Raw genomic sequence first — 25,638 nt, 5'->3', positions numbered from 1 at the left:
CACCAGAACAAAGTGAAAACCCCTAATATTTTTATACAAGCATATCTTTTTTCTTAAATGTGTAATCAGCCAATCCGTAGCAGATTGCACTAAATATTATTAAGAAGAAAACTCCAAATATACATGTTGCAAAGGTTAATCCTGAAGTAGTAGGAATACTGTTATTAAGTGTGTCAGCAGGAGAACCGTAACTTGTAAATAGGAACGGTAAAATCACATGTATAGATGATATTTGAGATATTATATTTAAAGCAATTATTGACATTATTCCAAGTGTCATAGATAGAACACTGCTCTTTAAAAGTACAGATAAGAGTATGAAGAATGTACAACATGCAATAATAAATAATATCTGGAATAAGAAAGTTTCTACAATAAACTGCCAAAGTGGAACTATATAAGAACTGCCCAGAACAGGTATTAATCCTGTACTATCTTGTGTAAGTTTTATTCCTGTATTCAAGTATTTAGTTCCAACTATTACAGGATAGCTAGGATTATTAAATCCATATACTATACCCATTATGATGTATGACAATAATTCTATAATAATAATTATTGCTACGCATGATACTACTGAAGCAATAAATTTTGATGCTAATATCTTTGCTCTGCTAGCAGGTTTAGTCAAAAGAACTTTAACAGTAGGAGGAGTATATTCTCCAGATACGATATCAGCAGAGAAAATGGCTATAATAATAGGAACTAGTATGTATCCTATAAGTTTTAATAATGATTGTAGAAAATCAGATACTGAAATAGCATTAGGATCTTCAGGTTTTATATTGTGATTTAAAAGATATTGGTAATATATAATTTGCTTATTATAACTTTCTTTTGAAGTATTTTCTGATATATCAGAAGCAGAGTTCTTTTCATCTTTAAGAGAATCTATTGAATTTTTTAATTGCTTTTTCCAATTGGTAGTGCTTTCTTTTTTACTTGTCTCATATTGCTGAATTTGTTGATCTATCTGAGAAATTTGTTGCTGATACTGTTGTTTTAAAGTTGAGTCGCTAATACTTTTACTTTTTTGTTCTAAGCTTGTTTTAGTTTGCTTGTAAGATGCGATCATTGCATCTGGTGTAGTTGCTATTTTCATTTTTGCGTAAACCACAGAGAAAATAGCACATATTAATGCAAAAGCAATAATACATATGATATACTTTTTTCTATAACGTAACTTTATAAATTCATTTTTAATGAGATTCCACATTATTCTTTCCTCCATTTACAAGTTCCATATATCTATCTTCAAGATTTTGCTGCTTTTTGTAAATTTGTTCTATCCTGATTTTCTTTTCTGCTAAGCTTGATGTTATGTCAGGAACTGAATCAGATTTAGCTGTTACATCAAAGGTAGCAACTGTACCGCTGACATCAGATAATTTAAAATCAATAACAAATGGAATTTCCTTTAAAGCGGCATTACATTTATCTTTTTCTTTTGTCATTATAACTACTTTTTCAGTTGAAGTTTCTTTTTTATTTTTATTAGAATTACTATTTAGTTCCTCAAAAGATTTGATTATGCCGTTATTTATAAATGCTACTTTATCGCAAACATGTTCTATTTCAGAAAGAATATGTGAGGAAATAAAAATAGCCATTTTATTTTCTTTAGCTTCTTTTTTTAATAGTTCTCTAAATTCTATGATTCCAGTAGGATCAAGACCATTTGTAGGTTCATCTAATATTAAAAGTTTTGGTTTGCTTAATAAAGCCACTCCAAGACCTAAACGCTGTTTCATACCCAAAGAGTACTTTTTTACTTTTTCATCAAGATGAATAGTTAATCCTATGACATTTCCTATGTGGTCAATATCATCCTTTGTTATGTTTTTGTAGAATCTAGCAGTTTGTTCTAAGTTTTGCCTTCCAGTAAGATAGCCGTATAATTCTGGATTTTCAACAACAGCTCCTACAGAAGAAAGAGCTGCTTCTGTTTCTTTAGTTATGTCGTGACCTGAAATTGTTATAGTACCTTTGTCCGGCTTTATAAGACCTACAATCATTTTTATTGTAGTTGTTTTACCAGCACCGTTTGGTCCTAAGAATCCCAAGATTTCTCCCTCTTTTATAGAGAAACTTATACCTTTTATTATTTCTTTCTTGTTTAGAGTTTTGTATAAGTCTTTTACCTCAAGTACATTTGACATGAGTTATCCTCCTTTATATTAAATTGTTAACTTTTAATATTACTAAATGATTTCGTTTGCATATTGAAATATATTTCTTTACAATATGACATTAGCTTAAATATTTAACCTATTACTATAAATAGTAACTTTAAATGTATAAAATGTCAACGGTGAGCAATTAATGTAAATTGGTAAGAAAAATGTTTTAACATTCTAACAAGTAATGCTTTTCAGAATAAGAAATAGGTGGAAAATGCTCAAAATTAAAGCTTTTGGTGAAATTGTATTAAAAATTAAAGTGTGATAGGGAGTTATTAAGACCAAATTTATTAAAACATCGTTAATAAAAAATTAATATGTGAAATTATCCAAAATTTTGAAAATTGATATTGAAAATTATATAAATTATATCTATAATTAAATAACTTGATAAATATAGATACTAAAGGTTAGTGCATTTATATATGTAATACTTGGCATATTAAATCAAGAAGGGAGATAGAAGAAAACTATGACTAATAAGAGAAATAAGATTGTGCCTGAAGTAAAGGGGACACTCAGGAGCCATATGATTGAGCTTCCAAAGGTTATAAGCAATGCAACCGGCATAAGGGTTTTTGGTAAAAGACTTAAATCATTTGTTTTTTCAACAGATGTTGCAGTTATAAAAAATACGAATGCAGATGCTGTAATTGCAGTATATCCTTTTACTCCTCAGCCAGTTATTACATCTGCTCTTATCCTTGCAGCAGATGTCCCAGTATTTTGTGGCATAGGTGGTGGACTTACAATGGGTAAAAGAGTTGTAAATCTGGCTTTAGATGCTGAATTCAAAGGGGCTATGGGTGTTGTGGTTAATAGTCCTACTCCTAATGATATTGTTAGAGAAATTAGAGAAACTATAGATATTCCTATAGTTGTTACTGTTGTTTCTGAATATGAAGATGTTCAAGCAAGAATAGACGCTGGTGCAACAATTTTAAATGTATCAGGTGCTAAAAGGACATCATATATAGTAAAAAGCATAAGAGATAAGTTTTCTGATATACCTATTATAGCAACCGGCGGAAATAATGAGGAGTCTATTACGGAGACTATAGAAGCTGGAGCTAATGCGATAACATATACTCCTCCAACTCCGGGAGAAATATTCAGTGATACTATGAAAAAGTATAGAAATAAATTTGATGGTAATGAATGATATAAGTAAAATTAAAAAATTCTAAATGACTCAATCTTTATAAGTTACATGTGTAAAGATTGAGTTAAATAATTTATTAAGAAATTAAATATGAGGTGATATTTTATGATAGTTGAGGGAGATAACTGTAAACATTGTGACGAATTAAAAAGTGGAAAGTGTAAAGGTGAAGCAGAAGATTGTATGTGCAGGAAATGCCCAAGAAATTTAGGACAATGCATGATAACTAGGTATTGTAGGGAAACGGAATCTGTAATACTATAGTTTGTTTTTTATAAAAAACGAGTAATGTAATTTGACGATACAATCAAATAAAACGTTATCATACAGACAAAAACTAAGATAAACAGATAATACGAGAGAATACAAGCTAAAATCAAAGAAAATAAGAGTTGATGAAATACAAGTAAAATGCTATAATGTAAACGTAATCAAGAAGATGATTACACAAAGTAATTGTTTTAAATGCTAGGGGATTCTAAAGTTATTTGTTTGTTGGGAGTTTAATATTATATGTGAAAGTTTTTATTATGTGGGTGGTAAAAACTATGAACATATTCCATGGGAACTCTGATAGTGAAATCTTTTAATGTGAACGGGGTCTTGCGTTAAAAGAAGGCTTTAGCTTTACCTGCGGACGGTAAAGAAGGGTAAGGCTAAAGCAAGTTTTTTAGGGTTTAATTTAAGGGATTTTGACATAAGTAAAAGCTGTTATTTAGGGATGGTAACAGCTTTTACTTTTTATTTATGCAGTTTTTTAGAAAATGCATAAATATAGTGGCTTTAGCCACTATATTTATTTTGTGAAATCTATAGTTAATGAATAATTAAATTCTTTTCCAAGTATGGATTTTATCATATCTCTTATGGATTTTTTTGAATTAGAAGTAGCCTTACTATAGTAATCATTTTCCATCATTTTTTTGTTCATATCTTTTTTTACATTTTCCATAATAGCTTCATGTTCTTCAGGAGTTAATTTTATTTCTCCAAATCTTAAAAGTCCATTGTCTGTTTGATATTCCGTTTTATCATCATCTATATTTATTGCCTCTATTTGAGGTTTTGATATTTTAAGTGTTATAATTTTTGTTTCATTATTTATACTTAAATTACTGTTTTTTAAATTTGATAGATCAACAGCATAGATGCCCGTTCCGGTGAAAGAGATATTTTGTATTTTCTTAAAGACATCAAGATTTCCCCAACTATTATCAATAGTTACTTTTTCACTTATTTCAACTTCTGTTGTTATAAGTTTTTGCTTCTGTTCTATTTTTTTTATAAGGGTTTCTTTGCTTATGAATTTTTTTGAAATATCATTTGCATTTGCTACAGTCCATGGCTTGGACGAAGAATTTGAATTTCTATTAAAAAATTTGTATGCAGCAAAAAAACCAATAACTATACATATAAGCATTATTATGAGAAGCGTTTTCTTTCGTATTGTTATTTTCAAATTAATACCCCTTTTCTAATTTAAGTGATTTTATAATAAATTCATCTGAATACAATGTATAAATTGAAGAGAGTTTTATTATACCTCCTGCAATTTTTTAGTTATATGTTTGTAAAAAATCATACAGCGCAGGATATGTATTTAGATCAGCCATTAATTTCAAGTAAGAATCCATTGCCGTATCGCTATAATCACATGTTTTTATAGCTTTAATGAGCAAGTTATTTGGAGTTTCAAGTGGAGAAATATATTCTACAGCAGAAACATTGTAACCTTTGGCTTCAAGCATTAAACATCTCATTCCATTTGTTAATACATCTGAGAGTTTTGATTTGAAAACTCCATATTTTGTTATATCTTTAAACGGTTCATAAGAATATTGACTAAGCATTTCTTTGTTACAGCAAGGTACTGCAATAAGTGCATCAGCATTTAACTTTATGCCAAGAGCAAGAGCCATGTCTGTAGAAGTATCAGGGGCTTCGAGTGATATAATCATGTTTATTTTTTTGTCAGGGACATAATCTTTTATATCCATGGTGTAAAAGTCCATATTTCTATATCCAAGTTCTTTTGCAATAGAGTTTGATTTTTTTATAACAGAATCTGATGCATCTATACCAATAAAATTACATTTTACTTTTTTGACCTCAGTGAGGAAATAATTAAGAGCAAAAGTAAGATAAGATTTTCCACATCCACAGTCAAGTATGGTTATACTTTTATTTTTCGGTATAGAATCCAATGTTTTTTCTATTAGTTCAATAAAATGATCTATTTGATTATATTTTCGTATCTTATCATTTTTTATTTTATTGTCTTTTGACATTATACCAATAGCCTTAAGTAAATTATTGCCAGGACCAACCTTTATGAGATAATTTCTATTCAATGAAGTGGAAGTTTTTATAACTTCACTATTTTCTTCGGCTATATTTATGTTTCTAATATTTATATCTTTATTATCAGCTGTTATTAAAACATTTGTTCCTCGCTCGCTGTATATAAATTCTAAAGAGTCATAAGACATAGAATGGTCAATTATTTTTTTGAGCAGGTTATCAATTGTATAAAAATCTGTTTTACCGCCAAAATTAAATAAAAGCTTATGATTATCATTATAAGTTCCTTTTCCCGTAAAGTGGTTAAGACCGGATGTATATGTTACAGAAATTTCCTTGAAGATAGCTTCATTTTCAAGGAATCTATTTTTTATTCCTGATAAAAGTAGAGTTAATTTTGATAAATTTTTTTTGTTCATAAGTATTAGCACCATCCTTGAAAAGGCATTGTATTTCAATAAAATTGTTTCTAATTATAACATGATTATATTTTATCATATTATGTATGTATATGATATAATTTAAAATGTATCTTTAAATATTAGTAAGAATTAGGTGAAGAATTATATGCTAAAGGGTAATTATGTGAAAATTGAAGAGGCAAAAGGCGTAGAAAGAGAATATGTTATAACTGATAAATTTGGTATAACCATAGGAAGAATATTTATATTAGACATAAGTAAGGTTGATAAGTTTTGTCTTTTTAGAATTAAGTTTTATAAACAAGGTGAAGATATATATGCATATGTTAAGGACTCACTGCATACTTTTGTTAATTCCTTATTTAAAGTTAATGTGGTTAATAAGGTTAGCGTGATTATTGATGAAGAAATAGATACACAGCCATTTGTTGATTTAGGTTTTATTTTAGAAGGAATTATAAATAAAAGTATAATTGAAAAAAGTATATATAAGGATGAGTTTATATTTGGTATTGATTATAAAAGGTATAACAGTGGTAGAATAAATGTAGTTAAGCTTTATGGAAAGAATATAAATCTTAAAGTGTTAACACCTGAAGATGCTAATGATATGACTTGTTATTATATAAAAAATAAAGAACATTTGAAAAAGTTTGAGCCTGAGCGAGAAGAAAGCTTTTATACTTTTGAGGTTCAAAAACAAATACTTATGGAAAACTATAAACAATTTTTAAATGGTGAAGGCATAAACTTTGGAATATACAAAGCAAATGATTTAATTGGTAAAATTCAAATATCAGGTATAATGTACGGGGTATTTAAAAGTGCAATAATAGGTTACTCCATGGATAAGGATTATCAAGGAAGAGGATATATGAAGGAATCAGTAAGCCTTGTGGAAGATTACGCTTTTAATGTTATGAAACTTCATAGAATAGAAGCCTCAACCTTAGTAGATAATTTAAGATCTCAAAATGTTCTTATAGGATGTGAATTTGAGAAACTTGGTGTAAATAAAAATTATTTGTTTATTAATGGAAAATGGCAGGATCATATAACATTTTATAAGGTTAATAAAAAATAGTAAATTTTAATATAGGGGATATGATACTACGGTAAAACGCTACAAAATGAAATAATGCATGTCTACTTTACATAAACTTTGCCTTGAGTGTCACTAGAATATAAATGAAGGAAAAGTGAATAATAGTTAGATATATAGAGATAATATATAATAATATGAAATATAGCTAGCTTAATATATTAATTAGTGTGTTATTATATTAAACGTTGTCGCAAGACAGCAGCATTTAATGAGTAGAAATGATAACACTTAATAAGTTTTGAAAAACTTAAAAAAAAGTGTTGACACGAAAGCTCATAGGTGATATTATATAAAAGCTGTCTCGTGCAGCAAGGAATTGAACTTTGAAAATTAAACAGAGAATTATAAACCAGCAATTCTTTTGAATAGAATTTATTCTATTTAATATATAAGCGATGAGCTTAAGTCAAACTTTTAAATTGAGAGTTTGATCCTGGCTCAGGACGAACGCTGGCGGCGTGCTTAACACATGCAAGTCGAGCGGGGAACTTCGGTTCCCAGCGGCGGACGGGTGAGTAACACGTGGGTAACCTGCCTTACAGTGGGGAATAGCCTTCCGAAAGGAAGATTAATACCGCATAATACTCAGAGATCACATGATCTTTGAGCCAAAGGATTTATTCGCTGTAAGATGGACCCGCGGCGCATTAGCTTGTTGGTGAGGTAACGGCTCACCAAGGCTGCGATGCGTAGCCGACCTGAGAGGGTGATCGGCCACATTGGAACTGAGACACGGTCCAGACTCCTACGGGAGGCAGCAGTGGGGAATATTGCACAATGGAGGAAACTCTGATGCAGCAACGCCGCGTGAGTGATGAAGGTCTTCGGATCGTAAAACTCTGTCTTATGGGACGATAATGACGGTACCATAGGAGGAAGCCACGGCTAACTACGTGCCAGCAGCCGCGGTAATACGTAGGTGGCAAGCGTTGTCCGGATTTACTGGGCGTAAAGGATGTGTAGGCGGATATTTAAGTGAGATGTGAAATCCCCGGGCTTAACTTGGGGGCTGCATTTCAAACTGGATGTCTAGAGTGCAGGAGAGGAAAGCAGAATTCCTAGTGTAGCGGTGAAATGCGTAGAGATTAGGAAGAATACCGGTGGCGAAGGCGGCTTTCTGGACTGTAACTGACGCTGAGGCATGAAAGCGTGGGGAGCAAACAGGATTAGATACCCTGGTAGTCCACGCCGTAAACGATGAATACTAGGTGTAGGAGGTATCGACTCCTTCTGTGCCGCAGTTAACACAATAAGTATTCCGCCTGGGAAGTACGGTCGCAAGATTAAAACTCAAAGGAATTGACGGGGACCCGCACAAGCAGCGGAGCATGTGGTTTAATTCGAAGCAACGCGAAGAACCTTACCTAGACTTGACATCTCCTGAATTACTCGTAACTGAGGAAATCCCTTCGGGGACAGGAAGACAGGTGGTGCATGGTTGTCGTCAGCTCGTGTCGTGAGATGTTGGGTTAAGTCCCGCAACGAGCGCAACCCTTATCATTAGTTGCTAACATTCAGTTGAGCACTCTAGTGAGACTGCCTGGGTTAACCAGGAGGAAGGTGGGGATGACGTCAAATCATCATGCCCCTTATGTCTAGGGCCACACACGTGCTACAATGGTGGGGACAAAAAGATGCGAAACCGCAAGGTTGAGCCAAACTCAAAACCCCATCCCAGTTCGGATTGTAGGCTGAAACTCGCCTACATGAAGCCGGAGTTGCTAGTAATCGCGAATCAGAATGTCGCGGTGAATACGTTCCCGGGTCTTGTACACACCGCCCGTCACACCATGAGAGTCGGCAACACCCGAAGCCCGTGAGGTAACCTTTTGGAACCAGCGGTCGAAGGTGGGGTTGATAATTGGGGTGAAGTCGTAACAAGGTAGCCGTAGGAGAACCTGCGGCTGGATCACCTCCTTTCTAAGGAGTCGACGTGGAAATGTAATTTCCACGAAGGTTTTTAATTCTCTGTTTAATTTTGAGAGCTTAATTCTCTCTAATGTACTTTGAAAATTGCATAGTAATGAATAAGAGTAATACTCTAAAGCAAGGCAAAGTTAATTCTTTGTTGTTTGAATTTAAATATATTTACTTAAGGTCAAGCTACAAAGGGCGCATGGTGAATGCCTTGGCACTAGGAGCCGAAGAAGGACGTGATAAGCTGCGATAAGCTTTGGGTAGGCGCAAATAGCCTGTGAACCAAAGATTTCCGAATGGGGAAACCCCCATGGATTGTATCCATGGACTGTATACTGAATTCATAGGTATATAGAGGTAAACCCGGGGAACTGAAACATCTAAGTACCCGGAGGAAGAGAAAGAAAAATCGATTTCCTTAGTAGCGGCGAGCGAAAGGGAAAGAGCCCAAACCGGAAACTTGTTTCCGGGGTTGCGGGCAGATCATTAAAGCTTTATATCTTAACCGAAGATTTCTGGAAAGTTAAACCGTAGAAGGTAAAAGTCCTGTAGGTAAAAAGAGAAAAAAGCCCGATCTGTTCCAGAGTACCACGAGACACGTGAAACCTTGTGGGAAGCTGGGAGGACCACCTCCCAAGGCTAAATACTACCTAGTGACCGATAGTGAAGCAGTACCGTGAGGGAAAGGTGAAAAGAACCCCGGAAGGGGAGTGAAATAGAACCTGAAACCGTGTGTCCACAACCGATCAGAACACATTAACGTGTGATGATGTGCTTTTTGTAGAACGAGCCAGCGAGTTACGGTATGCAGCAAGGTTAAGCACTTAAGGTGCGCAGCCGAAGGGAAACCAAGTCTTAATAGGGCGCATAGTTGCATGCTGTAGACCCGAAACCGGGTGACCTATCCATGGTCAGGGTGAAGCGGAAGTAAAATTCCGTGGAGGTCCGAACCACAATGGTGTTGAAAAACCATGGGATGAACTGTGGATAGGGGAGAAATTCCAATCGAACTCGGATATAGCTGGTTCTCCTCGAAATAGCTTTAGGGCTAGCGCTGTGAATGAGTACCGGAGGTAGAGCACTGAATGAGGTAGGGGCTGACAACAGTTACTGAACTTTATCAAACTCCGAATGCTGGATACTTGAATCACAGTAGTCAGACTGCGAGTGATAAGATCCGTAGTCAAAAGGGAAACAGCCCAGATCACCAGCTAAGGTCCCAAAGTATAGATTAAGTGGTAAAGGATGTGGGATTTCTAAGACAACTAGGATGTTGGCTCAGAAGCAGCCATACATTAAAAGAGTGCGTAATAGCTCACTAGTCAAGAGATCCTGCGCCGAAAATGTCCGGGGCTAAAATCTAACACCGAAGCTGTGGACTTGTACTATGTACAAGTGGTAGAGGAGCATCCTGCATGGGTTGAAGTCGTACCGTAAGGAGCGGTGGACTGTGCAGGAGAGAGTATGCTGGCATAAGTAGCGAGAACTAAGTGAGAATCTTAGTGGTCGAAAACCTAAGGTTTCCTGGGGAAGGTTCGTCCGCCCAGGGTAAGTCGGGACCTAAGCCGAGGCCGAATGGCGTAGGTGATGGACAATCGGTTGATATTCCGATACCGCAAAACAACGTTATGAGAAATGGGATGACGCAGAAGGATAGGATATGCGTATGTTATTGGAAGTGCGCTTAAGCATTGAGGATGGAAAGCAGGAAAATCCGCTTTTCGTAAGTCTGGGATGTAATGATGAGGTAGTTTACTACCGAAATATCTGATTTCATGCTGCCAAGAAAAGTCTCTATCCAGGAGTTTTGTGCCCGTACCGCAAACCGACACAGGTAGGTGAGGAGAGAATCCTAAGACCATCGGAAGAATTGCTGTTAAGGAACTCGGCAAATTGACCCCGTAACTTCGGGAGAAGGGGTGCCTGCGAGAGCAGGTCGCAGAGAATAGGCCCAAGCAACTGTTTATCAAAAACACAGGTTTCTGCTAAAGCGAAAGCTGAAGTATAGGAGCTGACGCCTGCCCGGTGCTGGAAGGTTAAGGGGAATGCTTAGCGCAAGCGAAGGCATGAACTTAAGCCCCAGTAAACGGCGGCCGTAACTATAACGGTCCTAAGGTAGCGAAATTCCTTGTCGGGTAAGTTCCGACCCGCACGAATGGCGTAATGATTTGGGCACTGTCTCAACAGCAAATCCGGCGAAATTGTAGTGCAAGTGAAGATGCTTGCTACCCGCGATTGGACGGAAAGACCCCGTAGAGCTTTACTGTAGCTTAGCATTGAATTTCGGTATTGTCTGTACAGAATAGGTGGGAGACTTGGAAGCAGTTCCGTCAGGGATTGTGGAGTCACCTTTGGGATACCACCCTGACAGTACTGAGGTTCTAACCGGAGGCCATGAAACTGGTCACGGGACATAGCTAGGTGGGCAGTTTGACTGGGGCGGTCGCCTCCTAAAATGTAACGGAGGCGCCCAAAGGTTCCCTCAGCACGGTTGGAAACCGCGCGTAGAGTGCAAAGGCAGAAGGGAGCCTGACTGCGACACAAACAAGTGGAGCAGAGACGAAAGTCGGGCTTAGTGATCCGGTGACTCCTCGTGGGAGGGTCATCGCTCAACGGATAAAAGCTACCTCGGGGATAACAGGCTGATCTCCCCCAAGAGTCCACATCGACGGGGAGGTTTGGCACCTCGATGTCGGCTCGTCGCATCCTGGGGCTGAAGTAGGTCCCAAGGGTTGGGCTGTTCGCCCATTAAAGCGGCACGCGAGCTGGGTTCAGAACGTCGTGAGACAGTTCGGTCCCTATCCGTCGCGGGCGAAGGAAATTTGAGAGGAGCTGTCCTTAGTACGAGAGGACCGGGATGGACTGACCTCTGGTGTACCAGTTGTCTTACCAAAGGCACGGCTGGGTAGCTATGTCGGGACGGGATAAACGCTGAAGGCATCTAAGCGTGAAGCCCACCTCAAGATAAGATTTCCCATAACATAAGTTAGTAAGACCCCTGAAAGAACAACAGGTTGATAGGTCAGAGGTGTAAGAGTGGTAACATTTTAAGCTGACTGATACTAATAGGTCGAGGGCTTGACCAATAAAGAGTAAATATATAAGTTACTATGCAATTTTGAAAGTATATAAAACTTTCAAAAACAAAATGTAAATCCGGTGATCATAGCTTGGTTGCAACACCCGTTCCCATACCGAACACGAAGGTTAAGAACCAAAGCGCCGATGGTACTGCAGGGGTTGCCCTGTGGGAGAGTAGGTCATTGCCGGGTATTTTGGTTTATTAGCTCAGTTGGTAGAGCACATGACTTTTAATCATGGTGTCCGGGGTTCGATTCCCCGATAAGCCACCATAAAAAGGCGCTTTAAAGTTAATACTTTAAAGCGCCTTTTTGTATTTTTTTGAGTATGTTTTATTAAATATGTAAATATTGAATGAAAATTTGATTGAGCGTAAGTTTTGATTTATAATTATTATTAAGAAAATTTGTTATATTTTGTGATGGGGGAAAAAATATGAATAATAAGTCAGTAATATTTGATATGGACGGAGTAATTGTCGATACGGAGCCAATATATAGAAAGTTGAATAATAAAATATATAAGAACTTAGGAATTGAAATCACTAGTGAAGAACAGAACGGTTTTGCAGGAACAACACCTAATGATAAGTGGACATCATTAAAGAAAAAGTTTAATCTCAAACAATCTGTTAAGGAATTAACAACTAGTTCTTCTGGTGTGAAGTATGATTATTTGGCTAATGATGAAAATGAAATACCATTAGTTGTAGGAGTAGATAAACTTATTCGTAAATTAAAAAATGATGGATTCACAATTGCTGTTGCATCCTCATCACCTAAAAGAAATGTTGAAATTATACTTAAAAGAACGAATCTTATTGAATATTTTGATTATATAGTAAGTGGAAGTGAAGTAAAAAAAGGAAAACCTAATCCGGAAATATTTTTAAAAGCATCAGATTCTTTAAATGCAGATGTTTGTGATTGCACGGTTATAGAGGATTCAGGTAATGGAGTTAAGGCTGCTAAAAGTGCAAAAATGAAATGTGTTGGATTTAGAAATTTAAATTCGGGAATTCAAAGTATAGAAAATGCCGATATAATTATAGACTGTTATAATGAGCAGAATATAAATAAAATCATTAAGTTAGCTTTAAAATAGTATTATAATAAAACGATATAAGTAATTAAGGGAGATAAGTTTGAATTCCTTAATTACTTTTTTTGATTTTTTATGACATATATTGTTATAAATTTAACAATAATTAACCACTTTAATGTTTTATATTGGTTATGCCATAATAAAGTAATTGAGGATAATTATTAAAATTTACTAAACTTTAAAGGACTGCAAGCATAATATATTTATATAAAGTATGAATATTCAATAAATGCTTTTTTATAGTTATTGACAGTTAGATAAAAGTAATAGTATAATTACACTGTCTAAAAAGACAATTAGATATGGAAGGAGGAGTTAAATAAAATATAATTAAAGCGCCCGAACTTAGGTTAACAGATCTAAGTTGACGAGGATGGGGAGTATCGAAATCTTCGGCGGATGCCCCACGGTAAACGCACTACCGTTAACGATTGATAAAAGCAGAAAGTGATTTCTGTGACAAAGTCAATCTGGTGTTAAAACCTTTATTATGTATCCTTGAAAGCTTTTTTCAAAATGAAGAAATAGCTTTATTAGAGTTTGCACTAAATGGGGATATGTAAAATATTAGTTAAAATCGAAAGGAAGATTTTTATGTGCGGAATAGTTGGATATGTAGGAAATAGAGAGGCAACACCTCTTCTTATTGAAGGACTCAAAAAATTAGAGTATAGAGGATATGACTCTGCTGGAGTTGCTGTTATTGATAAGGATGACAAATTAGGAGTAGTTAAAGTTAAAGGCAGACTTATTAACTTAGAAGAGAAACTTAAAATAAATGGACTAAGTGGGGTTGTAGGAATTGGACATACAAGATGGGCAACACATGGTGCACCATCTGAGTTAAATTCACATCCACATTTAAATGCTAAGAAAACTATAGCTGTTGTTCATAATGGAATAATTGAAAATTACATGGAGCTTAGAAAATGGCTCGGTGAAAAAGGATATAAATTTATAACAGATACAGATACAGAAGTAGTACCTCATTTAATAGATTATTACTACAAAGGTGACCTTGTTGAAGCAGTTATGCAGGCTGTAAAGAAGTTAAGAGGAAGTTATGCACTTGGTGTAGTTTCAACTGAAGATCCTGATAAACTTGTAGCTGTAAGAAAGGATAGCCCACTTATAGTTGGACTTAAGAAGGGTGGAAATTTTATAGCTTCAGATATACCAGCTGTCCTAAATGAGACAAGAGATGTATATTTTCTTGAGGATAACGAAATTGTAGTTTTAACAAAGGATTCAGTAAAAATATTATCAAAAGATGGAAAAGAAGTTAAAAGAGACGTATATCATGTAACATGGAATGCTGATGCAGCTGAAAAGGGCGGATATGATCATTTCATGCTAAAAGAAATATTTGAACAACCTAAGGTTACAAAAGCCACTATGACTTCAAGAATAGCTTTAGGTAAAGATATAGTCTTAGATAAAATAAATCTTACAACAGAGCAAATTAAAAGCTTTAGTAAGATATATATAGTAGCATGTGGAACTGCATATCATGCAGGGCTTGTTGGGAAATATGCTATAGAAAAATTTGCAAAGATTCCTGTGGAAGTTGATATAGCTTCAGAATTTAGATATAGAGATCCACTTATAGATGAAAAAACTCTTATGATTGTTATAAGTCAATCAGGAGAAACAGCAGATACACTTGCAGCAATGAGACTTGCAAAGGATAAGGGAGCAAGAGTCATAGCTGTAACAAATGTTGTTGGTAGTACAGTTTCAAGAGAAGCACATGATGTACTTTATACATGGGCAGGTCCTGAAATAGCTGTTGCATCAACAAAGGCATATACAACTCAGCTTGTAGCAATGTATATAATAGCTCTTTATCTTGCACAGCACATGGGAACATTGCCAAAGGATGAAATAGAGGAGTTAAAGAAAGGATTGCTTGAGCTTCCAGAGAAAGAAGAAGAAATATTAAAGAAAACTGAAATAATTAAAAAATATGCTGAAAAGGTAGCTAAAGAAAATGATGTGTTCTATCTTGGGCGTGGTTTTGATTATGCAGTTGCAATGGAAGGTTCATTAAAGCTTAAAGAAATATCTTACATCCATTCAGAGGCATATGCAGGCGGAGAATTAAAACATGGTCCTATTGCTCTTATTGAGGATGGAACTGTTGTAATAGCACTTGCAGTTCAGGAAAGTTTATTTGAAAAGATGGTAAGTAATATAAAGGAAGTTAAGACAAGAGGAGCATATGTACTCTCAGTTGCTATGGAAGGAAATGATCCAATAGAGGATACATCAGATGGAGTTATATATCTTCCAAGAGTAAATCCTATGCTTGCACCGATTATGACTGTAATACCGCTCCAACTTTTAGCATATTATATTGCAATAATAAAGGGATGCGATGTTGACAAGCCAAGGAATTTGGCAAAATCTGTAACTGTTGAATAAGGAATAGATTGTAATTTTGAAATATTGTAGTTTTGAAATAAAGATTGATATTTTGAAATAAAGTCTGATATTTTAGAATAAAGTTGTATCAAATACAGTAAAGCCACACATTCTCAATTTAATGAGAGTGTGTGGCTTTTGTTTTTCAATTATATATAGATATAGGGCTTCTGTTAGTACTATTATATTATCTATACTAGACTGAGAAAAAGTGGTTTAAATAGTAAGTTATCACTTTGTTTGTATCTAAACAATGATAACTCTTTGACAAAATATTCTTCCAGTGTTTGTAAGTAAATGATACTATTATATGGTAAGGTTAATTCGGACTTGTATTTTATGACGAACTAAAAGAATCAGGTCTTATTTAATATGAGGAGGACAGAATGAAACTATCAATTCAGGAAGGTTATTTAACAATGTTCTGGTTTATTGACTCATTTTATTGGGAAAGCAAGGATGATGACTTAGGGGCTTTACTTGGTGATTTGAGTCCCGTCACATTTATTGACTGTATTTCTGTTGACCCAGCTGCTTGGGAGATGTGGAGTGATACAATTAATAAATTTAACTTTCAGAATAGTAAAAATAAATATATAAAGAATGAGGAACTACCAACAATTATTGAACTTTTTCTTACTGAATATGTTGGCAACTGCTATGAAATAGATATTATATATAAAAACATAAGGATTCTAAAGGGTAATGATGCTGATTCAGAATTATCAAAAAGATGGTATAACGCAATTGAAAGTGGAAAAGAGAATCCAAATAATCATTTTTATGGACTAAAATATTATTTGATTCGTAATCTTCTTATAAAACGTCACAACTATTATAAAAACTAAACATTTATTTAAATACCGCATTATTCAGAAATAAATTTTGTGGTGTTTTTAGCTTGCAACTCAATCATAATGTCGTGTAATTTTTTAAAAGTTTGATCAAACTTTATTATAAAAACTTAATGTGCTAAATTTTAAAAATCTGTAGTTTTGATCAAACTTTGTTTCAAAAACTAATTCTAAATTTAACGAAGTTAAGCCATTTGTGCGATATATTTTGATCGAACTTTATTCCAAACCAACAAAATATTGTAGTTTTGAAACAAATTTTGCATAAAAAATCAAAATAATATTATACATGATAAGTGTATTATATGATAAAATTTAATAAATAATAGAGCAAAGCTGCATGTTCTCAATTCAGGGAGAGCGTGTGGCTTTTTATTTATTTTGTCTTTCAAAGATGCAATGACTAGACCTTTGGCAGAATATTATTCTAATGCTTACAAGGAAATGGTATTATTATGTGATAAGGTTAATTTGGACTTGTACAAAATAGTATGGATATTATTCAATCAAATAAGAGAAACATACATTGAATAAACCCTAATATATATTAACAATTTTAAGGTGGTAAAAGAATGAGAATATTTCAAACGTGTTTTTTTATAATTGGAATCATATTTTGGTTACTAATAGGACTTGTAATAGCACTAATTCCTGGGCGTTTAGACACTAAAAAAGATGCAGCGAAAGAAAAACATAAATATAATTATTTACAAAGTTTGCCTAAAAGAAAAATATGGTGGACAAGTAGGATTAGTCCGTGGAAAGCTATTTGGTTTATAATCGTTATGGGAATAACAATTTACTTGCTTAAACCAAACTTTCTTGATCTTCCTCAATTAATAACTGGGAAACTAAGTTATGTGACTGAGGAGGTAGTAGAAATAAGGCATTATAGAAAAGATCTAACAGAGTATGTTTATCTGTCTACAGGAGAAGAGGTTAAATTTTTCTTTTCATCTGGTGTAAGTGAAAATAATCTTTATAAAATAGGATATCTAACCCATACTCATAAAGCAATTTATTGTGAGAAGATTGATTTTGACAGTAATGATGAAGAGGTAGGAAAGGTTGTAGGGTTCCCTTTTAAAGATATCTTGACGGTTATTGCTGTACTAGGTGTAATAGCCTTTTTAGTATTTATTTCACCATATATTAGATTCAAAGTATTCATACCAACAAATATAATTGCTATTCCAGCATTTGCTTATTATTTTATCAAATGTGGAATGCAAAATGGCATTTGGTTTTCGGTTAAAAATGAAGGCATATTTGGTTTAATTATGGGCATTGTATATTCATTCATGATATTTTTTATGTATTTACTAAAAAAACGAAAGTCTGATGATTTGGATGCAATTTATTTTTTTGCTCAATTATTTTCGATTTGTGAATTAGGATTACTTATATGCGTAGTGTTTAATTTGAACTAAAATAAACTAATACTAAAAGAATGAGTTTAGGAGTATTATGGATAAAATAAGGATAAAAGTAATAAAATTAGGCAAACAAAGTCATGAAGATTTATTTAAAAGATTAAAAAAATATAATAGCAGGATTTTTGAAACTAAAATATATGAAATGAGTCGACCAAAGTGTGATTATGAATGGGGATATAAATTTGAAACATTAGAAAAGCTATTAAAAATAAATTTTGAAGATGATAAATTTGATATGTGTATTGGCTTTGTAGATACTGTAATCGAAAAAAATTATTTTGGAAAGAGGTTGAATAAAAATAATTTTTATATAATTTCGTTTTATGAGATAGATCGTATTTTAAAAGATAGGAATATAGACCTTTTTAATTATATGATTACAACGGTGTATCGTTTTATCACTAGGTACAAATTACGAATCATAGGAAATGATTTAGTTCATGATGAAACTAGAGGCTGTATTTTTGATATGTGTGGAGACAAGCATGATATAGTTTACTTTTGTCAAGAATCTATCATTTGTGACGAATGCAAAAGTAAGATATATAATTATTCATGCAGTGATGATTATATGAGCGAACTAAAAGGAGAACTTGAAAATATAAAGAAGCCATTATTTTATAAAGTTAGTGATTTCATAAAATCCCATCCTAAATTATCGCTAGCAATTGGAATATTATCAAGTATTATTTTGAATTTAATTTCATGCGGAATATATGATATTATAAAATTTATTATAGGTATTAATGTTTGATTTGTAAATAATCATGAAGTAAGAATTATAAAACAATAAGGGGGAGAAAATCATGAAAAATCTACTAATTACAGGTGGATCAAGAGGCCTTGGTAGAGAATTGATAAATGTTTATTATGCAAATGGATATAATGTTTTTACTGTTGTTAGAAAGCAAGAAGATGGTCAGAAACTAAGTAAAGAGTTTGCTAATCATTTTACTCCAATTGTGGCAAACTTAGTAGATGATAATTGTATTGATATAATTAAGGATATTTTAACTAGAAGTATAAATCATCTTGATATTTTAATTAATAATGCAGGTATCCCAGGAAGGGCTTATAAAATTGCAGATGTAACTTCAACAGAAATGAAATCCTTATTTGATATCCATTGCCTTGCAATAATTAGAACTACTCAGGCAACATTAAATTTATTAAGAAATTCTCAAAAGCCTAAAATAGTTAATATCACATCAAGATTAGGTTCATTAAGTGCAATGTCATCAGGAGAATTTGATGGGCGTGAATTTTCTTACTCTTATCGGATTGCAAAAGCATCTCAAAATATGCTAAGTATCTGCTTAAAACAAGAATTCAAAACATGCAATATTAATGTTATTTCAATTCATCCTGGAAGAATGCAAACGCAATCGGGGTCATCTGATGCTGATTCAAGTCCACTTAAATCAGCTGAAAATATATATAAATGGGTTCAAAATGATAATCTTAATAAAGAGGGAACATTTACAGAGCCATACGAAAGAGACTGGAATTGGTAACTAAGAAGTTATTATTGTAAAAGAAAAAATCTATAGACAAGATAGTTAATTTTATGGCAAAAGAAGATAAATATTTAAAGTACTGTCATAAAATGCAAGATACATCATTTAAAAAGTGACCGATACATAAAGTCCATATCAAGAGGAACTTATTTGTTATTCTAGAGTATTAAAATGGGTGCTATCATACGTATAGAAGACACTTAATTAGGAATAACATATAAAGGGAGAGATAATATGGAAATATGTATAAAGGATTTAAAAGATGTAACAATTGACGGTGTGAAATTCTCATTTAGAGAAAATTGCGAGGTATACAAAGAAAAATATTTTCAGTGGACAGGATTACCAGTAGTTACGGAATTTAAAACTAATAATATTATGCAAGGTATTTTACAAGGTTGGCATCATACCCCAGAATTTGATGCAATTGAGTATCATGAGGATAAAGAATTATTTTATTTTTTAGAAGGAACATCATTAATGTTGTTTGTTGATATTAAGAATGGAGCGACTGTAATGGATACAGTACAGATTGTACGTATTCCAGCAGGAACGGAATTAGAAATTGCTCCAGGAAAAGGTCATTTTGTTCCGGTTGCAGAGGATGAAAGATTTAGTGCAATAGTAGTTTCTCCAGTTCAAGATGCTCCTAGATTACAATTAGGCGAAAAAGTTATTGGAAAATAAATATAGATTTATTTAACTGAAAATATATTATTAAAGGCTGAGCATTTATAAAGTTAAAATGCTTAGTCTTTTTTATTTTTGGATAAATTTGTTACTTTTCCGCATTTTTATATTGAGCTTAGTTTAAATTTAAAAAATAAAATCATCTGCAAAATGGTACTATTATGTGATAAAGTTAATTTGTACTTGCATAATATAATGAACGATTAATGAAAAAGTATATTAGGGGGGTTACAAAATGGAAAACGTAAAAAAATTAAAAAAAGGTGATTCTATTGGCATCTTTTCACCATCATCACCTATAACATATACATGCCCTAAAAGATTTCAAAGAGCAAAGAAATATTTGCAAGATAAAGGCTTTAAAGTAGTAGAAGGAAATTTAACAGGAAAACATGATTTCTATAGGTCAGGAAGCATTAAAGAAAGAGCAGAGGAATTAAATGATTTAATTAGAAATCCTGAAGTAAAGTGTATCATGTCTACAATTGGGGGTATGAATTCAAATTCAATTCTTCCATATATAGATTATGATGAATTTAAAAGAAATCCTAAAATAATAATAGGCTATTCTGATGTTACAGCAATTTTACTTGCGATATATGCACAAACGGGCATAAAGACTTATTATGGACCTGCATTAGTAGCTTCATTTGGAGAATTATCACCATTTGTTGATTCTACATATAAATATTTTAAAGATATTACAATAGATAAAACAAGACTTCCTTATACTTTTGAAGTTCCTAAATATTGGACAGATGAATGTATTGATTGGGAAACACAAGATAGAAGTAAAGAAAAAAGAGAAAATGAATGGATTACAGTTTATGGAGGTACTGCTGTAGGCAGAGTAATAGGTGGCAACCTAAATACAATACAAGGAATATGGGGAAGTAAATATATGCCTGAAATAAAAGATGGCGATATACTTTTTATAGAAGATTCCTTAAAAGATTCAGCAACAATAGAAAGAAGTTTTTCTTTTTTAAAAATAAATGGCGTTTTAGATAGGATTTCAGGAATAATTTTGGGAAAACATGAACTATTTGATGACCAAAAGACAGGGAGAAAACCATATGAAATATTATTGGAAGTATTAGGAGATAAGAAATTACCATTTATTGCAGATTTCGATTGCTGTCATACACATCCCATGATGACCTTACCAATAGGATGTAAAATTGAACTTGATGCTACAAACAGGGAAGTATCAATTCTACAGGATTGAGATAATTAATATTTTTATAAAAGCTCTAGATTATTAATGTTTTTTATATAATCTAGAGCTTTAAAGTAGATAATTAAATCAAGACACTTCTTCAATTAGAGGAATTTTTTCACTTGAAGGTAAATCAATATTGTCCGCATACTTTTTTGTTTCATTTGCTATTACATTTCTAAGAAGAATCATTGCAACAACATTTGGAATTACCATTAAAGCATTTAGTATATCCGAAATTGTCCATACGAGGTCAAGACTCATAAGGGTTCCTATTAATGCTGCTATTACCCATGCAATTCTATATGGTTTAATAATTTTTTTACCAAATAGATATTCGGCAGCCCTTTCACCGTAATAAGACCAGCCCAGTACAGTTGAAAAAGCAAAAATTGAAAGAGAAATTGATAATATAATTGAACCAACTACAGGAATTTGATGCCATGCTGCATTTGTAAGTAAAGATGAAGTTTTGATGTTAATGTTTGGATTTTTAATAACACTGCTTACAATTACAAGGCCAGTCATTAAGCAAATTACGACTGTATCCCAAAATGTACCTGTCATTGATACAAGTGCCTGTTTTACAGGATTTTTAGTTTTAGCCGCTGCTGCTACAATAGGTGCAGAGCCCATACCGGATTCATTTGAAAATAAACCTCTTGCAGCCCCATAACGGCAAGCGACTGCTACAGTAGAGCCTATGAAACCTCCACCGGCTGCTTGTTTGGTAAAAGCAGCTTTAATTATAGTTAAAACGGTTTGCCCTAAAACATCCACATTCATGACTAAAATAATAAAACATCCAACTAGATAAAATATAGCCATGAAAGGTACTAAAGCTTCGCATACTTTTGTAATAGATTTTACTCCACCAATAATTACAGTTGCGACAAGAATAGTAATTATAATACCTGAAATCCATGCAGGAATACCGAAACTGTCATTTAAAGTTGAAGCAATAGAATTTGTTTGAGTAGAACAACCTATTCCAAAAGCGGCAGTTGATGCAAAAATGGCAAAAATCACTCCAAGCCATTTCATTTTAAGTCCTCGGTCAAGAGCATACATAGCGCCGCCAAGCATAGTACCATCTTTGGTTTTTACTCTATATTTTACAGATATAAGTGCTTCAGAATATTTAGTAGCTATACCAAATATACCTGTAAGCCACATCCATAATACAGCTCCAGGTCCCCCTAAAGTTATAGCAGTTGAAACACCGATTATATTGCCTGTTCCGACTGTTGCTGCCAAAGCTGTACTAAGAGCTCCAAACTGTGAAACATCTCCTTCACCATCCGGATCTTTGGTGACAGATAATTTTATTCCTTTAAATATTTTTCTTTGAATAAATCCAGTTTTAAAGGTTAAAAAAATATGTGTTCCAAAGAGTACAATTATCATAGGCAATCCCCATAAAAAGCTGTCTACATTTTTTAAAGCATTGGTAATAAAAGTCATCAAACCACTTCTTCCATTAACAAATTTATAATTATATTTAATTATAATTATCACATTAATTATAATATTAACAAATAATTGATAATTTTTCAATACAATATAAAATAAAGTTAATTTTGGTTAATATAAAAAGGTGGCTATATGCATACAACAGCTTTTTTGATTACAAACCCAATTTTACAAGCAATATTAAATATTGCTAATGATCAAGATTGGTATGTTTGGAAACTCAAAACATGTTATTAAAGACTAGGCATTTTAATGTTATAAATGCCTAGTCTTTTTTGGGGTAATTAAGGATATTTCATGGTGTAATATTGTATTTTAAATACTTTATTGCAGTATGAACAAGCAAGATGGTTGCTGCATTAAAGATTAACTACTCAGAGCGTAAGGCCTCAACTGGATCTTTCTTTGCAGCCATCTTTGCAGGTATTGCGCCACCGAGGACAGTTAAAACAAGGCTAATTAATATTAGCGCTATTGCATGAACTGGATTAAGCTGTGCAACATTGGATAGATTCGTTACATTATAGAGTACTGCATTTACAGGGAAAGTCAACAAAAAGGCTATTGTTATACCTAATATACCAGAGCAGAGACCTATAATAAAAGTTTCAGCATTGAAAACACGGGTTATATCTTTTTTTCTAGCACCCATAGCACGTAGAACACCTATCTCCTTTGTACGTTCTAATACAGAAATATAAGTTATGATGGCAACCATTATTAAGGAGACCACCAGTGAAATTGCTGCAAAGGCTATTAATACAAGTGTAATTGAATTCATAATGTTTTTGGATAAACTTGTTACTGTTGCAGACATATCAGTATATTTAATTTTATCTGTGTCTTTTAATCCTTTATTCCAGTTATCAAGGTAATTTGTAATTTTTCCCTTTGAGTCAAAATTTGCAGGATACAGGGAAATTGATGTTGGAATGGAATTAGAACCTAGGCTTTCAAGAACATTATCTTTCGTTTGTGTGCTTACGGTTGCATGATTCATTGGGCCTGCACCCATCTGTCCCCCTTGAATTGAAGATGACTGAATTTCGCTTGCAAAAATTTGACCTGTCAAAACGTTGTAGTTTGAATTTTGCTGTGTCTTAACGATATCAGAAGTTTGAGCATTATCGATAAAAAATTTAGCAAGTTCATCAGAATAAGCAATTCCAGAAGATAGAGAAGATGTATTGGAATCTTTCTTTATTCGTACTATACCAGTTATTTTTAAAGTTACTGCATTTGAATTATCATAGAGGTTACTTAAATCTGAGGGATTGCCATTTGGGGTAAAGATGTTTCCATATTTTTTATAATAGTCGTTGTTTAATAGTAATTTATATTCTTTGCCGACAATATTGTTGAAATTTATGCTTTTCTTATTGTAATCTAGACCTAAAGCTTCCAAGGTAGATTTGTCAACATTATTATCTTTATCTACGACAAGAACAATGTCATTCTTGTTAGATGGGAGGCTGCCAGAAAGCAAATCATAGTATTCTTTTAAATAAGAAGATGATGTATCTCCTGGTTTAACAGGATATGATGTAAAATTAGCATTTTGTAAATTTACAGAAGTAGCTTTGCCATCCTGTTTTTTTAGTATATTCATATTCACACTTCTAGAATAAGAAATTCCATCAAGTAAATTTTTATCTATTTTCGAAACATAATCTACATATTTTTGAGTCAAATTATTTATGTGAGTAGATGAGTTTGTAGGATTGTATGGGTATATTTCTTTATTTTTAGGGAATTTTCCTGAATCATTAGTATTAGTGGTAGATGATGATTTATTTGATGTCATACTGGAGAGGTCAGTAGCTGTTGTGCTAATAGTTATAGGAAAATTTGAAAGTGTACTTTTCTCATAGGAATCAATTTGTTTATTAAATCCATTTGAAAGTGAAAGTATAAGAGCTATTCCAATTATACCTATGCTGGAAGCAAAGGCAGTAAGACCTGTTCTCCATTTTTTTGTCATAATATTTTTACCAGATAATTTTAAAGCTGTTAGGAAACTCATACTTGTTTTTTTTAGTTTATAATCAGAATTAATAGTTTCTTCTTCATTTACAGGGGCATTATCATTTATAATGTGACCATCTTGAAAATGGATAATACGACTTGCATATTTTTCTGCAAGTTCTGGATTGTGGGTAACCATTATAACCAATTTATCTTTGGCGATTTCTTTAATTAACTCCATAATTTGTTTGCTTGTGTTGGTGTCTAAAGCACCAGTGGGTTCATCAGCAAGAATTATATCTGGATCATTGGCAAGAGCTCTTGCTATAGCAACTCTTTGCATCTGACCTCCGGAAAGTTGGTTTGGCTTTTTATTTGCATGATCTTCAAGACCTACTCTTTTTAACGCATCTAAAGCTTTCTTTTTTCGCTCATCTGCGGAAATACCGCTTAACGTCATGCCCATTTCTACATTATCAAGTATTCCTAAATGACCAATTAAATTATAGCTTTGAAAAATAAAGCCTACGCTGTTATTGCGGTATGCATCCCAATCTCTGTCTTTAAATTTTTTTGTTGAGGCTCCATTTATTATTAAATCACCGCTGTCATATTTATCAAGACCTCCAATTACATTTAAGAGGGTGGTTTTACCAGAACCGCTTGGTCCGAGTATAGCTGCAAATTCACTTTTTCTAAATTTTAAATTTACTTTATCTAAAGCAATCTGTGTAAAATCGCCAGTAGTATAGGTTTTTGTTATTTCTTTTAATTCTAGCATTTGATTT

The 25,638-nt window shown here is 33.2% G+C and carries 17 protein-coding genes, 1 tRNA gene and 3 rRNA genes; 15 read left to right on the top strand and 6 right to left on the bottom strand.

Translation table 11 applies throughout. From position 1 onward, the window contains the following. Nucleotides 1-31: 31 nt before the first annotated feature. The gene (locus BEE63_RS09365; protein WP_242874770.1) at nucleotides 32-1,216 is read right to left on the bottom strand and encodes an ABC transporter permease subunit; all 1,185 of its coding nucleotides are present in this window, start codon (nucleotides 1,214-1,216) and stop codon (nucleotides 32-34) included. After that, on the bottom strand, nucleotides 1,200-2,159 hold the full coding sequence (locus BEE63_RS09360; RefSeq protein ID WP_066021131.1) for an ABC transporter ATP-binding protein: 960 nt from the start codon (nucleotides 2,157-2,159) through the stop codon (nucleotides 1,200-1,202). The genes BEE63_RS09365 and BEE63_RS09360 overlap by 17 nt, the downstream gene beginning before the upstream one ends. Before the next feature lie 493 nt (nucleotides 2,160-2,652). Between BEE63_RS09360 and BEE63_RS09355 the strand changes: the two genes are divergently transcribed. Both BEE63_RS09355 and BEE63_RS21655 read left to right on the top strand, forming a co-directional pair. Beyond that, complete coding sequence (locus BEE63_RS09355) at nucleotides 2,653-3,342, top strand: hydrolase (RefSeq protein WP_066021130.1); 690 nt, start codon at nucleotides 2,653-2,655, stop codon at nucleotides 3,340-3,342. 105 nt (nucleotides 3,343-3,447) lie between these two features. Further along, nucleotides 3,448-3,606, top strand: a complete 159-nt coding sequence (locus BEE63_RS21655; protein WP_175400840.1) for a hypothetical protein — start codon at nucleotides 3,448-3,450, stop codon at nucleotides 3,604-3,606. Between the two features lie 532 nt (nucleotides 3,607-4,138). Here the strand turns inward: BEE63_RS21655 and BEE63_RS09350 are convergent. After that, entirely contained in the window at nucleotides 4,139-4,801 is a 663-nt protein-coding gene (locus BEE63_RS09350; RefSeq protein WP_066021129.1) for a DUF4230 domain-containing protein, read from the bottom strand. A gap of 97 nt (nucleotides 4,802-4,898) precedes the next feature. Next, nucleotides 4,899-6,062, bottom strand: a complete 1,164-nt coding sequence (locus BEE63_RS09345) for a class I SAM-dependent methyltransferase (protein WP_066021128.1) — start codon at nucleotides 6,060-6,062, stop codon at nucleotides 4,899-4,901. A 148-nt stretch (nucleotides 6,063-6,210) separates the two neighbouring features. Between BEE63_RS09345 and BEE63_RS09340 the strand changes: the two genes are divergently transcribed. From BEE63_RS09340 to BEE63_RS09280, 13 genes are all read left to right on the top strand, one after another. After that, nucleotides 6,211-7,149, top strand: a complete 939-nt coding sequence (locus BEE63_RS09340; protein WP_066021127.1) for a GNAT family N-acetyltransferase — start codon at nucleotides 6,211-6,213, stop codon at nucleotides 7,147-7,149. A 436-nt stretch (nucleotides 7,150-7,585) separates the two neighbouring features. Further along, a 16S ribosomal RNA gene (locus tag BEE63_RS09335) occupies nucleotides 7,586-9,090 on the top strand. A gap of 176 nt (nucleotides 9,091-9,266) precedes the next feature. Next, nucleotides 9,267-12,173 (top strand): 23S ribosomal RNA (locus BEE63_RS09330). 69 nt (nucleotides 12,174-12,242) lie between these two features. Further along, nucleotides 12,243-12,359: ribosomal RNA gene (gene rrf / locus BEE63_RS09325) — 5S ribosomal RNA — on the top strand. Together the 16S, 23S and 5S rRNA genes with 1 tRNA gene alongside form the textbook arrangement of a ribosomal RNA operon. Nucleotides 12,360-12,364: 5 nt before the next feature. After that, nucleotides 12,365-12,440, top strand: a tRNA-Lys gene (locus BEE63_RS09320). A 163-nt stretch (nucleotides 12,441-12,603) separates the two neighbouring features. Next, nucleotides 12,604-13,272 (top strand): HAD family hydrolase, encoded by a 669-nt coding sequence (locus BEE63_RS09315; RefSeq protein ID WP_066021126.1) that lies wholly within the window; start codon nucleotides 12,604-12,606, stop codon nucleotides 13,270-13,272. A gap of 594 nt (nucleotides 13,273-13,866) precedes the next feature. Continuing rightward, the gene (glmS, locus tag BEE63_RS09310) at nucleotides 13,867-15,696 is read left to right on the top strand and encodes a glutamine--fructose-6-phosphate transaminase (isomerizing) (protein ID WP_066021125.1); all 1,830 of its coding nucleotides are present in this window, start codon (nucleotides 13,867-13,869) and stop codon (nucleotides 15,694-15,696) included. Nucleotides 15,697-16,082: 386 nt separating this feature from the next. After that, a complete protein-coding gene (locus tag BEE63_RS09305; protein ID WP_066021124.1) occupies nucleotides 16,083-16,544 on the top strand; it encodes a hypothetical protein in 462 nt (153 codons plus the stop codon). 578 nt (nucleotides 16,545-17,122) lie between these two features. After that, the gene (locus BEE63_RS09300; RefSeq protein ID WP_066021123.1) at nucleotides 17,123-17,980 is read left to right on the top strand and encodes a hypothetical protein; all 858 of its coding nucleotides are present in this window, start codon (nucleotides 17,123-17,125) and stop codon (nucleotides 17,978-17,980) included. A 37-nt stretch (nucleotides 17,981-18,017) separates the two neighbouring features. After that, nucleotides 18,018-18,740, top strand: a complete 723-nt coding sequence (locus BEE63_RS09295) for a hypothetical protein (protein ID WP_066021122.1) — start codon at nucleotides 18,018-18,020, stop codon at nucleotides 18,738-18,740. A 52-nt stretch (nucleotides 18,741-18,792) separates the two neighbouring features. After that, nucleotides 18,793-19,500 carry an SDR family NAD(P)-dependent oxidoreductase gene (locus BEE63_RS09290; RefSeq protein ID WP_066021121.1) on the top strand — a complete coding sequence of 236 codons (708 nt, stop codon included), beginning with the start codon at nucleotides 18,793-18,795 and terminating at the stop codon, nucleotides 19,498-19,500. Between the two features lie 237 nt (nucleotides 19,501-19,737). Then, a complete protein-coding gene (locus BEE63_RS09285) occupies nucleotides 19,738-20,190 on the top strand; it encodes a DUF4867 family protein (protein ID WP_066021120.1) in 453 nt (150 codons plus the stop codon). Nucleotides 20,191-20,428: 238 nt separating this feature from the next. Continuing rightward, nucleotides 20,429-21,421, top strand: coding sequence for a S66 family peptidase (locus tag BEE63_RS09280; protein WP_066021119.1), 993 nt, complete (start codon nucleotides 20,429-20,431; stop codon nucleotides 21,419-21,421). A 78-nt stretch (nucleotides 21,422-21,499) separates the two neighbouring features. On the opposite strand, the gene BEE63_RS09275 is transcribed toward BEE63_RS09280, so the two are convergent. Both BEE63_RS09275 and BEE63_RS09270 read right to left on the bottom strand, forming a co-directional pair. Then, on the bottom strand, nucleotides 21,500-22,876 hold the full coding sequence (locus BEE63_RS09275; protein WP_066021118.1) for an alanine/glycine:cation symporter family protein: 1,377 nt from the start codon (nucleotides 22,874-22,876) through the stop codon (nucleotides 21,500-21,502). 379 nt (nucleotides 22,877-23,255) lie between these two features. After that, nucleotides 23,256-25,631, bottom strand: a complete 2,376-nt coding sequence (locus BEE63_RS09270) for an ABC transporter ATP-binding protein/permease (RefSeq protein WP_066021117.1) — start codon at nucleotides 25,629-25,631, stop codon at nucleotides 23,256-23,258. Nucleotides 25,632-25,638 lie beyond the last annotated feature (7 nt).

The sequence above is a fragment of the Clostridium pasteurianum genome (genome assembly GCF_001705235.1).
Lineage (GTDB): Bacteria > Bacillota > Clostridia > Clostridiales > Clostridiaceae > Clostridium_S > Clostridium_S pasteurianum_A.
Note: the sequence above shows the minus strand (reverse complement) of the source record. Positions and strands in the feature narration are given on the sequence as shown.